A 13,440-nucleotide genomic window follows, 5' to 3' on the forward strand; every position below is an offset into this window, starting at 1 on the left:
TTTACTATGCTGCATTTATTTAGAATAACTGCTTTTTGTCTTAATAAAATTAATTATTACCGGTAATATAGAAACGAAAATGATAGCCATTATAACTATTGTAAAATTATTTCGTACTACCGGGATATTACCAAATAGGTATCCGCCGAACAGCAAAACTGATACCCAGGCAACTGCTCCTATGATGTTATAAGATAAAAAACGCCCGTAATTCATGCTCCCTATCCCGGCAACAAAAGGAGCATAAGTCCGGATTACCGGTATAAATCTAGCCAAGATAATAGTTTTGCCACCATGTTTTTCGTAGAATTGATGCGCATGTTCTAAGTGTTCCTTGTTTAGCAACCTGCCATTCTCTTTATGAAATACTTTCGGCCCGATAAAATGACCAACTTGATAATTCGAAGTGTCTCCTAAAATTGCCGCAAGACAGAGAAGAATATATAACCATTCCAGCTTCAGAGCCCGGTGGGCTGCCAAAGCACCTGCAACAAAAAGCAACGAATCACCGGGAAGAAAAGGTGTGATAACTATACCTGTTTCCAAAAAGACAATCAGAAAAAGGAATAAATAAGTCCAGGTACCATAATTTTTAATAACTAACACTAAATTTTTATCAAGCTTTAAAAAAAATTCTATCACATTCATCATCAGTTCCATAGCTCCTCCATAAAAAAATTTTTGATTTCCCTTCAACCCAAACAACAGCTATGTTTACAACAATTAACGCTACCACTATACCTCCCAGCACATCATTCAGCCAATGGATACCCAAATATATTGTTGAAAAAATTATTACAAGAGAGCTGAATACAGCAACCCGAGCCATCCTTTTGTAACCAGAATGAATGCTTAACAAAGCCAGGGAAGCGGAAAGGGAAGTGTGTAAACTCGGAAAACAATTATTCAAACCACTTAAAGCCCTGTATTGTACATTAAAAGCGGGATAAACCTCAGTTATCAAGAGATGTACTCCTTTATTTGTATACCAGACTTCATTTACGGGAAAGAATAAATAAAATGGGAGAGCAATAGCATAGTTTAAAATAAAAGTCAACAAAAGCTCCTTCATCAAGAATTGGTCATTGTGCCTGTTAAACACAGCCATAGCAACCCAGACTAATGCAGGAAATACAAAAACATAAAAATAACTGGTAATATATGTTAGCAGAGTACTGTGAAATGTTCTCTGAATAAACTGGGTTATATTCCCTTCATACCGGTATATTGCAGGAGTCAGATCCCACCTGATCAAGGGATTTATGATATTTTCAAAGTTCAACTCAATAAGGTCAATGCCTATAACCATTAGCATAATAACTAAATAAAAAACAAAGGTTTTGCTTGAAAACATTTTTCGGAGAACGGGAATTGGATTGCCTTCAAATAACAAACATAAAACCACGAGGGTAACTATAAATGTAAGCGCCATCTGCCCTGCCCCGTTGTACATCAAAAAGCCTCCTAAAATAAAGTTAACCTTGAATCAAAGAAAACTTTAAAAACACTTCGCTTTTTAATTGATCGATTAGATCTCTTGCAGCGTAGGGCCTGCCAAGCGCAAAAGCCGAATCTTTTATTTGTTTTAGCCGGATTTCGTTTGACGTCAGTTCTTTGAGCTGGGGAATTAAATGTTGAATTTTTCTCAACTTGATCGCAGCACCGTTATTGAGTAGAAAATCCGCATTTCTTTCCTCCTGGCCCGGTAAAAAGTTAATCATTATCATGGGCAACCCTACAGCTAAAACTTCAGCGGCAGTAAGTCCACCCGGTTTAGTAACAATAACATCGGATGCCGCCATGATTAACGACATGTTTTCAACATAGCCAAACACCTTGACTTTGTTTTTACCGGTGACCTGCCGGAGTTTCATCTGTAATTTTTCATTTTTACCTGTTACTGTAACTATCTGCAAATCAAGCCCGGAATCGGCTAAAGTCTTGACTATAAGCTCGATCTTTCCTAATCCCAGACCGCCACCCATCACCAAAACTGTTGTTTTGTTTTCCAAACCGAGCCTATTACGTGCTTCTGTCTTACTTGGCTGTTCAATAAACTGTCGCCGGATCGGAATTCCGGTTGGAATAATCCTTTCTTCGGGAATATCAAATTGCATAATTTCGTATTTTAAGCTATCGGCAGGAATCACATATTTGTCTATATTTTTGTGAATCCAAAAGGGATGTATTGTAAAATCTGTTATGACTGCTATTAAAGGCGCCTGACTGATTTTTCGGGCTTTAAGTTCAGATACAATCCCCGCAGAAAAAGGATGCGTACAGATTATTGCCTGCGGTTTAAATTCCTGAATAAGCTCCGCCATCTTATTAATTGACCTGGTTCTAAGTATCAGTTGCCCTAAGTTTAAAAATTTAGTTCCTTCTTCTGCCTGTCCATATAAATAGCCCCAAATTTTAGGATTAAAATTCAGGCAGCCCATATAACCGGCCACCATAATTTTATTTAAAATGGGGTTAATATAAGCAATGGTATCGACCAGCTTTGTTTTGCACCTGGGATAACGGTATTCTATTTCCTGTATCAATGCTTGGGCTGCCTGATCATGTCCCGCCCCTATAGACACCGATAAAAATAAAACATTTTTCATGCTAACTTCACCTTAAAATACCTTTTATTCGTACAGATACAATAAAGGGTAAAAAAGTTCGTAACAATGCATTAAAAATTTAAAACCATGGATTGAAGTAAACAACTCAAAAATCCATGGTTTCATTATGCCCTCTTTTTCAATGCGGGAGGCCTCTTATGCTATTCCCCGGCGAATCAACCCGGCAAACTCAGGGGGCAGACCCGACTGTTCAATAGCTCTGGCTGTAGCTTCAAAATCATATGCTACTTTTCTGATCTCTACGGCAACGTCCTCCGCAAAGGAGATAATTACATAAGCAGCCTTTGGATCGCCATGTTTGGGTTTGCCGACACTTCCGGCGTTAATTATATGTTTTCCCTGAATTGTCAAATGAAAAGGTTTGTGGGTATGGCCGCAAACGAGCACATCGGTATCTGCCTTTTCCATAAGTTCCTGCAAATAGTCTGCCGGCGTATCTTCATAAATATATTCATTCAACCGGTGCGGGCTGCCATGGACAAGCAGAACTCTTCTCTCACCGGCAGTAAAACTTATTTCCGCCGGCAGATTTCTCAAAAATTCTTTGTTCTCTTCAGTTGTATGTTCTTTCGTCCACATGATGGACTTTTCTCCTAAAGCCTGCGCCTTTTCATCCTTGTAATCACAACCACAGATAAAACGCATAAAACCTACTGCGTCATCGTAGTTCCCCATAACGGTAGATATCCGCTTTTCCCTGATCAGGTCAATTACTTCATTGGGGAAGGGACCGTATCCGACTAAATCACCGGTACAGTATATCTTATCCACCTTTTGACGGACAATATCCGCCAAAACCGCACGTAAAGCTTCTAAATTTGCATGAATGTCTGAAATTACCGCTACTCTCACTTTATCTGCCTCCTGTTCTTCTGCCTGTAGTCGGCCAACAGTTAACGGCGCACAGCAACAACATTCCGAAGCTACGGGTTGCCGTTGTATCGGTGAAACAATCGTTGCTCCGAAGCTACCGAACCTTTTGGCAACCCTTCTTTGTTAAAGTATTTCGAGCTCCAACGCAAAGCAACATTAACTAAACCGATCATTACCGGCACTTCAATCAGGGGACCGATTACCGCCGCAAAGGCCTGCCCTGACTCAATCCCGAATACTGCCACGGCCACGGCGATGGCCAATTCAAAGTTATTGCTGGCAGCAGTGAAGGAAAGACTGGTAGTCTGCGCATAATTTATGCCGACTTTCCTGCTGATAAAGAAGGAAGCAACAAACATAAACACAAAGTAAATCAGCAGAGGAATGGCAATGCGTACTACATCCATCGGTAGTTGAACAATGAGGTTTCCTTTGTAGGAAAACATTACCACGATGGTAAACAAAAGGGCAATCAAAGCCAGCGGGCTGATCTTGGGCACAAAGGTTTTTTCATACCATTCCTTCCCCTTCGCCGGTTCCAGGAATAACCTCGTCAACAAACCGGCAGCGAAGGGTATCCCCAGGTAGATAGCCACACTCTTGGCCACTTCACCCATAGAGACATCAACAGTCATACCCTTTAGCCCAAATAACCCCGGCAACACCGTGATAAACACATAGGCGTAAACAGAATAGAAAATTACCTGGAAAATTGAGTTGAAGGCCACCAGGGCAGCCGCGTATTCCGAATCACCTTTGGCCAGGCTGTTCCAAACAATGACCATGGCAATACACCGAGCCAAACCTATTAAAATAAGACCAACCATGTACTCAGGGTAATCACGCAAAAACGTTATAGCTAATATAAACATAAGGATAGGGCCGATGACCCAGTTCTGAACCAACGACAACCCAAGGACTCTCGTATTCTTGAACACCTTACCCAATTCCCGGTAGTTTACCTTGGCCAGCGGCGGGTACATCATCACGATCAGCCCGATGGCAATAGGTATGGATGTGGTGCCCACCGATAACCTGTCAAGCAGGTCAGCCACACCGGGAAACAGAAAACCAATACCGACTCCCAGGGCCATAGCGAGGAAAATCCAGAGAGTCAGAAATCTATCTAAAAAGGATAATCTTGCTGCTTTTTGTGCCATAGTTTAACCTCCTTCATGTTTTAAAAAACATTTACCTCTTTACTTTACAAAAATTTGTTACTTTTTGCTGGCTGCTTTTTTCATAGTGAGTTTTTCGCAGATTGACGGGTCTGTCCTGACCGGGGACGGCTGTAAATTGTTTAACTTCCTTTTGATTGGTTCCGCATAGGCTTCCACTACACCCACTTCTTCGCCTTCAAACACTTCCTTGAAAACATCTCCGTTGAGAGAGTAGTATATCCATTTTCCGTCCCGGCTGTCCTTTACTAACCCAGCCTGCCTGAGAATCTTCAGGTGATGAGAAACGGCCGGCTGAGACATATCCAATTTGTCAAGGATTTCACAAACACACATTTCCTGTTCCGCCAACATATTTATGATTTTTAACCTTGTTTCATCCCCAAGAGCTTTAAAAAATTCCGCAATTTTTTTCATGGGGCTACGTAATTCCACTTCCTCATATAAACATATTCAATATTATTTATATGATTACAATACCATAATTTATGCATTTTTTGCAAAAAATTTTAGGGGGGTTAAATGATTTTAACATTTAACCTCCCCTTGTCCTATTATGTTATTTTGTCTTCTATCTGGTAGGAAGACAAATTTGTCTTCTCATCTAAAGTATTATATTGAACAGGTACCCTGTGCCGATAATGGCCAGACCTACTATACCGAAGTAAATCACAAGCAGCTTTGGTTTCAGCACCTGTTTAAGAATAATAGCTTCAGGCAGGGATAATGCCGTTACGGACATCATAAATGCAAGCGCCGTACCCATGGCCATCCCGTTTCTAACCAACTCTTTAACAACCGGAATAGTACCTGCGGCATTTGAATATAAGGGTATTCCTATAATTACTGCCAGCGGTACCGCAAAGGGATTTCCCCGCCCGGCGTATTTGGCCAGGAAGTTTTCCGGGGCATAACCGTGAATTGCAGCACCTACCGCTATACCAATTACCACATAGGGCCACACTTTTTTCAGAATCTGGGCTACGTATGATCTAGCATAATCAACCCGGTCACGCCAGGTCTGCTCCGGTAATTCCCCCTCACACCCACACTGGGCAGATTTAATCTGGTAAACGTAATCTTCCACCAGGTGTTCCAGTTTCAGACGGCCTATAACCATACCGCCAATGATGGCAACAGTCAGGCCGCTGACAATATAAATCACGGCTATCTTCCAACCAAACATGACCCACAACAGGCCCAGAGCCACTTCATTAACCATTGGCGAAGAGATCAAAAAGGAAAAAGTTACTCCCAGCGGGACCCCCGCTTCCACGAAGCCGATAAATACCGGCACCGCCGAACAGCTTCAGAAGGGTGTGACTGTACCCATCAGGGCTGCTGTAAAGTTGCCTGCCAGCTCGCGTTTGTGGCTCAGTATCTTTTTAGTTTTTTCGGGTGGAAAATAACTGCGTATAATGGCAACAATAAAAATAATCAGGGACAATAAAAAGAGAATTTTCACTGTATCATAGATGAAAAAGTTTACAGCAGAACCTAAGTGAGTTTCTGGGGATAACCCCATCAAATCATAAACCAGGTAGTCTACAAATCTCTGCCACATACCCGACTACCCCCTTTTGGCAGCTTCCATGATTACTTCCGCCAATTTTGCCTTGGAAGGAACCACTCCGGAGAATTTAACCTGGCCGTCAATAACCAGGGCCGGAGTTGACATAACACCATATGAAGCTATGTCCTTAAAATCCCTTACATGAGTTACACTGGCATCGATATTTTGCTCCGCCAGCACATCAAAAACCATTTGTTCCAGTTTATTACAGTTGGCACAACCTGCCCCCAGTACTTTTATATCCAACTTATTCACCCCCCTTTCCTTTATTCCTTTTATTCAGTAAACTCAAAGTTTCGTTAACCTGGGAAACCAATATATCCTCTACCAGGTTAAGAATTTCATAAATTTGCGGGTAATTCACCTTATATATTACTTTTAAACCTTCTTTACGGCATCCTACAATATTCTGCTTACGTAAAATTGCCAGGTGCTGAGACATGTTGGATTGTTCAATATCCAGGTCCTCCGTAAACTCGCAAACACATTTTTCGCCCTCTTTAAGATGTTTTAAAATCCGCACCCTGGTGGGATGGGCCAAAGCCTTGAAAAACTCGGCCTCCATCGAGCACAGCCTTTCATCCATATATTCTTCCCTCCATTTCCTCAGGCAGTCCAGGTAAAATAAAATCCAATAGCTATTATTATATTAGTAAATTATAATATTATTTTAATTCTTTTACTTTATTTTGTCAATATATTGTATATAAAAAGAAATTAGCCAGACTTTACGCCCGGCCGTTCAAAATTCTCCTTTTATTTTACCTTCACCTGTTGCGGAGCAGGCCCACTGCCCGTTTCACATTTAATGAGTACACCCGCCAAAAAGATTAGGATAAACAAGGCCATTCGCCCGCCGATTACTGCCATTATACCGAAAGCCGTCATAATAAAACCTATAGTAAGGTAATTGTACTGGTACAGATTTTCAATAAATGCCCCCAGATATGAAAAGGAACCTACAATAAATATCCCTTCCAGCAGTACAATAAGGTATAAAATTAAACTGGGAGCATTACCAAGCAATCTGGCGTAGGGAGCCAGAAATTCACTGTCAGGGTTTTTGTCCGACGGTATTTTCCTTCCCACTGTAAAAAATAGGACAGTCACCAGGGCTGCCAGCGCCGAATATGCGGCAAAGATACCTCGCCAGCTAAGGAAAAAGGCAACTGATCCGCCGATAGCCATGCTCACAGTTAAAGCGGCGGCAAAGGTAAAAAAGAACATGGCGAAATTTAAAATCTGCCTTTTTCCGAAACGGTCAGCCAGCGGACCGAATACCAACTGAAAAATACCCCTATAGGGTAGCTTTGTCAACCAAATATTTTTGCTTGATAGCAAATTTTTAGTTAAAAAAAAAAGGGGCCCTTTTAAGCCCCATTATGAAACCTCCGCTCCTTCAAATAAGGTTGAGGTACTACTGCTTCTTGGCCTGAACGTAAATACTTGTTACAAACCGGTCAATAGTCTCATCTTCTCCAAGAGCTTCTAAAACAGCTCTGGCCAGAGGGTCTTTGGTATCAGGTGTAATCGAGAAGGAAAAGCCCTTATCAGTGATCTCAATATCCGTTAACCCTGCTTCTTCCACCAGCCTTTTATACTGCGCTACAGGCACTGCTCCTGCAATACAACCCGTATAAGCCTCTACACTTGACCGGACTGCCTCCGGAAGTTCCTGCAGTAAAGCCACGTCGGATATGGCCACCCTACCTCCCGGTTTCAATACTCTGTATATCTCCCGGAAGACCCTCTTTTTGTCAGCCGAAAGATTAATCACGCAGTTACTTATGACCACGTCTACGGAATTGTCAGCTACAGGCAGGTTTTCTATTTCGCCCAGCCTGAATTCCACGTTACTGATGTTTTCCCTGGCGGCAATTGTCCGGGCCCGTTCGATCATCTCCGGAGTCATATCAACACCTATTACCCGGCCGGCCGGGCCTACTTTTGACGCTGCCAGAAAACAGTCAAACCCCGCGCCCGAACCAAGGTCAAGGACAACTTCCCCTTCTTTCAAGCCGGCCAGGGCGGTAGGATTGCCACAGCTTAAGGCCAGGTTGGCCTCAGTAGGAATTTTATTCAGTTCTTCCGGCGAGTAACCTAAAGACTGGACATAAGTATTAATGTCATCACCGGAACAGCCGCAGCCACAGCCACAGCCGCTTCCGTTCTGTTGTCTGGCAATGGCGCCATATGTTTCCCGAACAGTCTTGATAATTTTAATTTTATCCATAATTTAATACCTCCTGTACTTTTACTTCACCTTTCGGGCCATGTTTATTATTTGCAATTTGCAAATGTTGTCCTACAAAAATCCGGCAACTTATTCCGGCAAGCAGCATGCCCCGGCCTTCAGAATCGCTTTGTTTAAGAGCTGCACGGATTTAACCACCATATCCCGCTCAAATTCGGTGAACTGGGATAATATATTGTCGATAAAAGCCTTCATGCGCTCGTCAATCCGGTTTTCCAATTCTTCTCCCGCAGTAGTTAGAGACAATAAGTATATTCGCCTATCTTCCGGATGTGGCTTTTTCCTGACCAGCCCCTTTTTTTCCAGGGTCTTTACCTGCCGGCTGAAAGTGGTAATATCCATACCTAAAGCGTTGGCCACCTGCTGCATGGAAGCGCTCTTCTGCCTGCGTATTTCGTATAAGATGTGGCTCTGCACCAAAGATACTTCTTCCCCACAGCAGCAGTCACAGCAACTGGCATTTAACAAGCCGAAACGGCGGACAAAGATTTGAAACAGGTCGCGTGTGCTTTCCAACTAGTTCACCCCTTAAAACAATTATACAATAGTTATTTGTAATATGCAAATAATTTTCGGTGAGAGATACTGTCAAGATTATTTGGGTAACTTTACCTTCAATTTCCTGTTCACCGTAATCCCGCCGTAGGTATGACAGTTTACTCCGGTTTCCCAGAGCGGCATCTACTCATCTAAGCCGTAAAGCTCCGGCAGCAATCCGGCGTCCCCGAACTTGACGGCTCAGAAGGCATTCCTTACAAAATGGCCGCCTCCCGTTTCGAAATGCGTGAAACTTCCCGGCGGCCTTCGCCGTCTGCGGACATACGGGGACTCCCCGGCTTGCTGCTCTCCACTTTACAGCAAGTTTCGTAACAATGCCGCCAAATGGAAACCTTCGTAAACGATCATACCTGTCCTTATTTACCGGCTTAAATATAAAGTTCAGCCGAACTGCCAAATAATCTTGCAGTATCAGGTGGGTGGAATAGGCAGGATTCATTTTAATATAACCAATCCACCGTTTGACTGCCAATCAGTTTTGCTAACTCTCTCTCTTTCACAGAAGGCTCGGTTATTGCCGGTAAAATAACCTTGCACCGGTCTACCGGGTCTACTTTCCCTTGACCGTCTACCTGTCGCCTGAACCAGTAACTACGATTTATCTCTTTTTTAGCAGATTCATCTGCTTCGTCAACTACCGGTGGCCCTGGTGTGGGTTTTCCATTAACGGACTCTCTACAATGTACTCCTGGGCTGGTTCCAGTTTCAGAGCTGTGCTCATAGAACAAGCTCCCTGTATGTTGCTTTAGTCGTTGACACCACATTGGCTGTAGAATGACGGAAGGGTGGGTGGGGTGCCAAGGCTACCGTTTGGGAGCGACTGCGCCCGCAAAACCGCAGCCAGGCAGGCAGGGGGTTCCCGCATGTTTGAAGATGGCGAAGGCCCACTGGACGATGAAAAATACTGTTTCAAAGCTATACCTCTGCACTGTTCTACGAGGTAGCAAAAAGCCGCTGTATAGTAAAGTAATAAGTTGCGACCTGGTGGAGGGTGGATAGACAGTGTTAACGACAGTGAAGGCTTGAAATCGCTGTTTCCGGCACGGACGCCGGAAACCCGGCCATTGAGTCAGGACGACGATTTGGCCGGGTTCAGCGATTTCAACTGAACGGAGTTTACACTGTCTCCGCCCGTAACCTCGGAGTAACGGTTACTTCACTATACAGCGGCATTTATAACTACTGACTTTTGAAAATAATATGAGCCATCAAGTTCGGGAACACTGCCTGCCTGGCCAGGGTTTGCAGCATAAAGCTCCTTGGTAGCAGAGAACCCCACCCACCCTTCAGTGGTTGAAGAAGTCGTAGCCTCGGAGTAACGGTTGTTTCACCGGAAGAGCGGCATCCGCAAAGCAACGGTTGTTTTGCCTCTACAGCGGTTCTGCGGTCGGCTAATACAATAAATAATTAAGCTGGGCGGAAAGGGTAAGTTTCCCGGCGTTCCACCGCCTTGGTGGGCAATCAAGCCACTTTACCGGCCGGTTTAAACGGTAGACAAATTGCAAAAACTTATGGTCAAGCCAGGGAGGAGTCCAGGCGCCGGACCTGCAAATATGGATAACATCCACAGGAATCCCTTCCGGCAGCCGCTCCAATTCACAGTAATTGATATTATAAGCATTGTTTATCTCAATAAAATCTTCCGGACACTCAAAGGTATACGGACTGTAAATAACAGAAGCTTCCCTGATATGATTGTTTTTAAACAGTTTACCCAGCCAATTGGCGCAATTAAGTTCAAAATCCAGCGAACCGATCCCTCCATATCCCAAGTCGGCATGAGCATCGAATAAATATACAGCATCACAGGCATTTTCCCTGGCAATGCCGTAAGAATATTTATGGGAATCAGAAATATAGACTCTGGCTGTATCTGATATCCGGAACCGGCTGCGAATCCGTTTCCAGAATCCAACATATTCCACCCCTACATCAATAGTACGCGTGATATCCTCTCCGCGCATTTGCTCTTTGATATATCTCCGATACCATAACTTGTTGACATTCCACTGATTTTCCGAATACGAACCATACCATTCCTTTTTTATTGGCACGAAATAATCCCAATCAATACTCAGAAGATTTTTTCCCATAAAAACCACCTCATTAAACCCAAGCAGTTATTTAATGAAGCATTTTTACATGGTAAAAATCTCAGGTAATGAAAGGTTTTCTTACATTTTACAATAACATCGCGTTCCGCGCAACACGCACAAGCAAGCTCGTTGCTTCATCTTTACGTTGAACAATTTATGGAAGGTTCTTCGCTAGAACAGACTCTTTTTGCCCTTAATTTTTTTAAAAGCCAGCGCCGCCACAATCAGGTTCAGGGCTGAAGCAACGCTTAAAAACGGCATAATACCCACCGCGGCGCCCATACCACCCACGGGCAGCATGGTAAAGGAAGAAACCACGCCGTTTAAAATAACGCCGGCGATAACGGCAGGAACCAGGCCAAACCTAAGATTTACCCACCGGAAAACCAGCGCCCAAAGGGCCATCAGCCCGGCAACCAGCAAATGCATGGGCAAAGTCAGGGGAAATCCAGCCACGGCTGCAGTTAATAAATGGCCTATACTGATTACCAGTGCGCCCTCAATTCCTCCGACAGCCAGCGCCACAAAATACCCGGGAGCAGAATCCATACCGATGCTCCCGACAGGGCTTGGGATTTTAATTAATGCTCCGACAAAACTCAGAGCTATAAATACGCCTATCACAGCAATTTTTTTGACTGTCCATACTGAATGTCGAGATTCCTTTTCTTTTATTAAAATGTTCATAATATATTTCCTCCTTTTCTCATTGTATCTTAAATTTCCCCTATTTTCATCATAGGTGTCGGTGAAAAATCAGGCAGGGAAGTCCCTGGTACACAGCTAAATATCAGACAAGTTGCCGGTCCCCCTGATTTGTTGATGTCAACGGGGGCATCCGGGGCCGGTTTAAATTGACCCGATACAGTCCTGGCCAATAACTCCGCTTCTCTCCGGATACCCTGTGAACCTACCGGAATAATGTCATGAATACCCGAAACTGCCAATAAGCCGAGAATATGTTTTCCCTGTACAATTTCTGGGTCGTCATCATCCTTCACTTCATCACCAACTTTGGGAATTCCCAGGCAATATATCCAGTCCCCTGGCTTTGAGGTAGTTATCCGCAGTTTTGATTCCCCGGCCACACCTAAGACAGTGATACCCAGACCGGTCTGCCTGGTAGTAATGTTTTTTTCAGTACTTATAGCCAGCGGTAAATCAGGTAAACCACAGACTTGCAGTTCATCTCTGATTCCTGCAAGAATTTCTTCCCCTGCCGGCCGGGGCTCATTACAGACAGTTGCCGTGATCATCCGTGGAACGGCGCCCGTTGCCAGGACTTCCATCAACGCTACCCGGGCAGTATACCTGCCTACTATATAATTGGGGACCTTTACAACATCCAACTCTTTGGGGCCGATGCCGCCACAGGAGTCGCATGCCACCACCAGATACTGCCCGTTATCCAGCGATGTGACTTCCACGTCCCTGCCCCTGTAACCCATGTATATACCTCCTTTCATCGATGAAATGAGCTATATAAAATACCATTACAAAATACCATTGTATTTTAAAAGAGAAAAAGTCCATGACATACTGCTTCCAACAAGCAAATACGTCATGAACTTTACCATCATTCATGGCTTCGCATACCATAGGCAGGTCTCCTGGCTCAAAATCATCGGTCTAACACGCCTTCCCGGTTACCCAGTGGCTTAATGTGCGACCTCCTTTTCACAGTGGCGGGACCGCTCGGGACTTACACCCGATTCCCTATTCTCCCCTATAACGGGGCACCTACAGCATTAACAATAGCGATTATTTGTTTTCAACACTATAATTATTTTACAGCACCAAGTTTCTATTGACAAGGTAATATCTTGCGAAAACATGTTGTAACTGCCTGGCCGCTGCATAGTGAAGTAACCGTTGCCTTAGCTGAGTGCCGCTGTAACGGTGAAACCGGCCTATTGAAAGGGTAGGAGGGTGTCTCCGCTACCTGGGAGCTTGGTGCTGCAAACCCTGGCCGTTCAGGCAGCGTTCCCGAACTCGATGGCTCATGTTGCATTTCTTATAAGTCAGGCCACCTCCCGTCCGGTCACCCAGCATATGTTGCGTGCCGCAGATTGGAAAAGGGGAGGTTAAATGATTCCTCCGCTCCGGGCGAAATCTCCATCGGATAACCGCTCCCGCTTACGCGGCTCGCAGACCGATGGACGATTTAAGCCCCGCTCCGGAAAACATTTAACCTCCCTTATCAACATCCCGGGGCGCCCTACATAAGTTGAGTGCCGGACTTCCCGGCGGCCTTCGCCATCTTCGAACATGCGGGAAC

18 protein-coding genes, 1 pseudogene and 1 riboswitch are annotated in these 13,440 nt (G+C 44.2%); of the genes and pseudogenes, 2 read left to right on the plus strand and 17 right to left on the minus strand.

All coding sequences use genetic code 11. The features are described from left to right. Positions 1-15: 15 nt before the first annotated feature. From Tfer_RS10780 to Tfer_RS16340, 13 genes and pseudogenes are all read right to left on the minus strand, one after another. On the minus strand, positions 16-660 hold the full coding sequence (locus tag Tfer_RS10780) for a DedA family protein (RefSeq protein ID WP_052218414.1): 645 nt from the start codon (positions 658-660) through the stop codon (positions 16-18). After that, positions 617-1,453, minus strand: coding sequence for a phosphatase PAP2 family protein (locus tag Tfer_RS10785; RefSeq protein WP_052218415.1), 837 nt, complete (start codon positions 1,451-1,453; stop codon positions 617-619). Before Tfer_RS10785 ends, Tfer_RS10780 begins: the two co-directional genes overlap by 44 nt. 22 nt (positions 1,454-1,475) lie before the next feature. Further along, positions 1,476-2,609 carry an MGDG synthase family glycosyltransferase gene (locus tag Tfer_RS10790; protein ID WP_013119378.1) on the minus strand — a complete coding sequence of 378 codons (1,134 nt, stop codon included), beginning with the start codon at positions 2,607-2,609 and terminating at the stop codon, positions 1,476-1,478. A 156-nt stretch (positions 2,610-2,765) separates the two neighbouring features. Next, a complete protein-coding gene (locus tag Tfer_RS10795; protein ID WP_052218416.1) occupies positions 2,766-3,482 on the minus strand; it encodes a metallophosphoesterase family protein in 717 nt (238 codons plus the stop codon). Between the two features lie 71 nt (positions 3,483-3,553). Further along, positions 3,554-4,663: an ACR3 family arsenite efflux transporter gene (arsB, locus tag Tfer_RS10800; protein ID WP_052218417.1), complete on the minus strand. Its 1,110-nt coding sequence runs from the start codon at positions 4,661-4,663 to the stop codon at positions 3,554-3,556. 57 nt (positions 4,664-4,720) lie between these two features. Then, complete coding sequence (locus Tfer_RS10805) at positions 4,721-5,098, minus strand: ArsR/SmtB family transcription factor (RefSeq protein ID WP_052218418.1); 378 nt, start codon at positions 5,096-5,098, stop codon at positions 4,721-4,723. Between the two features lie 187 nt (positions 5,099-5,285). Then, a pseudogene (locus tag Tfer_RS10810) lies at positions 5,286-6,245 on the minus strand (permease). A gap of 6 nt (positions 6,246-6,251) precedes the next feature. After that, on the minus strand, positions 6,252-6,509 hold the full coding sequence (locus tag Tfer_RS10815; protein ID WP_427916563.1) for a thioredoxin family protein: 258 nt from the start codon (positions 6,507-6,509) through the stop codon (positions 6,252-6,254). After that, positions 6,502-6,840 (minus strand): ArsR/SmtB family transcription factor, encoded by a 339-nt coding sequence (locus Tfer_RS10820; RefSeq protein ID WP_052218420.1) that lies wholly within the window; start codon positions 6,838-6,840, stop codon positions 6,502-6,504. The genes Tfer_RS10815 and Tfer_RS10820 overlap by 8 nt, the downstream gene beginning before the upstream one ends. A gap of 170 nt (positions 6,841-7,010) precedes the next feature. Next, positions 7,011-7,538, minus strand: a complete 528-nt coding sequence (locus tag Tfer_RS10825) for an MFS transporter (protein ID WP_052218421.1) — start codon at positions 7,536-7,538, stop codon at positions 7,011-7,013. 133 nt (positions 7,539-7,671) lie between these two features. Beyond that, positions 7,672-8,487, minus strand: coding sequence for an arsenite methyltransferase (arsM, locus tag Tfer_RS10830; RefSeq protein WP_052218422.1), 816 nt, complete (start codon positions 8,485-8,487; stop codon positions 7,672-7,674). A gap of 90 nt (positions 8,488-8,577) precedes the next feature. Then, complete coding sequence (locus Tfer_RS10835) at positions 8,578-9,024, minus strand: MarR family winged helix-turn-helix transcriptional regulator (protein ID WP_013119353.1); 447 nt, start codon at positions 9,022-9,024, stop codon at positions 8,578-8,580. A 482-nt stretch (positions 9,025-9,506) separates the two neighbouring features. After that, on the minus strand, positions 9,507-9,794 hold the full coding sequence (locus Tfer_RS16340; protein ID WP_152909037.1) for a hypothetical protein: 288 nt from the start codon (positions 9,792-9,794) through the stop codon (positions 9,507-9,509). 66 nt (positions 9,795-9,860) lie between these two features. On the opposite strand from Tfer_RS16340, the gene Tfer_RS16590 reads away from it, so the two are divergent. Beyond that, entirely contained in the window at positions 9,861-10,010 is a 150-nt protein-coding gene (locus tag Tfer_RS16590) for a hypothetical protein (RefSeq protein ID WP_160315558.1), read from the plus strand. 30 nt (positions 10,011-10,040) lie between these two features. Then, on the plus strand, positions 10,041-10,175 hold the full coding sequence (locus Tfer_RS17140; RefSeq protein ID WP_282432068.1) for a hypothetical protein: 135 nt from the start codon (positions 10,041-10,043) through the stop codon (positions 10,173-10,175). A gap of 282 nt (positions 10,176-10,457) precedes the next feature. Here Tfer_RS17140 and Tfer_RS10845 read toward each other — a convergent pair whose 3' ends face one another. The 4 genes from Tfer_RS10845 to Tfer_RS10860 all read right to left on the minus strand — a co-directional run. Continuing rightward, a complete protein-coding gene (locus Tfer_RS10845; RefSeq protein WP_052218424.1) occupies positions 10,458-11,159 on the minus strand; it encodes a hypothetical protein in 702 nt (233 codons plus the stop codon). 174 nt (positions 11,160-11,333) lie between these two features. After that, on the minus strand, positions 11,334-11,849 hold the full coding sequence (locus Tfer_RS10850; protein ID WP_052218425.1) for an ECF transporter S component: 516 nt from the start codon (positions 11,847-11,849) through the stop codon (positions 11,334-11,336). A 29-nt stretch (positions 11,850-11,878) separates the two neighbouring features. Beyond that, on the minus strand, positions 11,879-12,610 hold the full coding sequence (locus Tfer_RS10855) for an AIR synthase related protein (protein ID WP_052218426.1): 732 nt from the start codon (positions 12,608-12,610) through the stop codon (positions 11,879-11,881). A 135-nt stretch (positions 12,611-12,745) separates the two neighbouring features. Continuing rightward, positions 12,746-12,921: riboswitch (cobalamin riboswitch) on the minus strand. Positions 12,922-13,246: 325 nt separating this feature from the next. Next, positions 13,247-13,440, minus strand: a 194-nt coding sequence (locus tag Tfer_RS10860; protein ID WP_242843586.1) for a hypothetical protein, incomplete at its 5' end; no start/stop codon positions are given.

Source organism: Thermincola ferriacetica, from assembly GCF_001263415.1.
Taxonomy (GTDB): domain Bacteria; phylum Bacillota; class Thermincolia; order Thermincolales; family Thermincolaceae; genus Thermincola; species Thermincola ferriacetica.

Bases quoted from the DNA above. Each gene is read 5' to 3' on its own strand.
- Tfer_RS10780 (WP_052218414.1), bottom strand. From the start codon at position 660: ATGGAACTGATGATGAATGTGATAGAATTTTTTTTAAAGCTTGATAAA.
- Tfer_RS10785 (WP_052218415.1), bottom strand. From the start codon at position 1,453: ATGTACAACGGGGCAGGGCAGATGGCGCTTACATTTATAGTTACCCTC.
- Tfer_RS10790 (WP_013119378.1), bottom strand. From the start codon at position 2,609: ATGAAAAATGTTTTATTTTTATCGGTGTCTATAGGGGCGGGACATGAT.
- arsB (WP_052218417.1), bottom strand. From the start codon at position 4,663: ATGGCACAAAAAGCAGCAAGATTATCCTTTTTAGATAGATTTCTGACT.
- Tfer_RS10805 (WP_052218418.1), bottom strand. From the start codon at position 5,098: ATGAAAAAAATTGCGGAATTTTTTAAAGCTCTTGGGGATGAAACAAGG.
- Tfer_RS10820 (WP_052218420.1), bottom strand. From the start codon at position 6,840: ATGGATGAAAGGCTGTGCTCGATGGAGGCCGAGTTTTTCAAGGCTTTG.
- arsM (WP_052218422.1), bottom strand. From the start codon at position 8,487: ATGGATAAAATTAAAATTATCAAGACTGTTCGGGAAACATATGGCGCC.
- Tfer_RS10845 (WP_052218424.1), bottom strand. From the start codon at position 11,159: ATGGGAAAAAATCTTCTGAGTATTGATTGGGATTATTTCGTGCCAATA.
- Tfer_RS10850 (WP_052218425.1), bottom strand. From the start codon at position 11,849: ATGAACATTTTAATAAAAGAAAAGGAATCTCGACATTCAGTATGGACA.
- Tfer_RS10855 (WP_052218426.1), bottom strand. From the start codon at position 12,610: ATGGGTTACAGGGGCAGGGACGTGGAAGTCACATCGCTGGATAACGGG.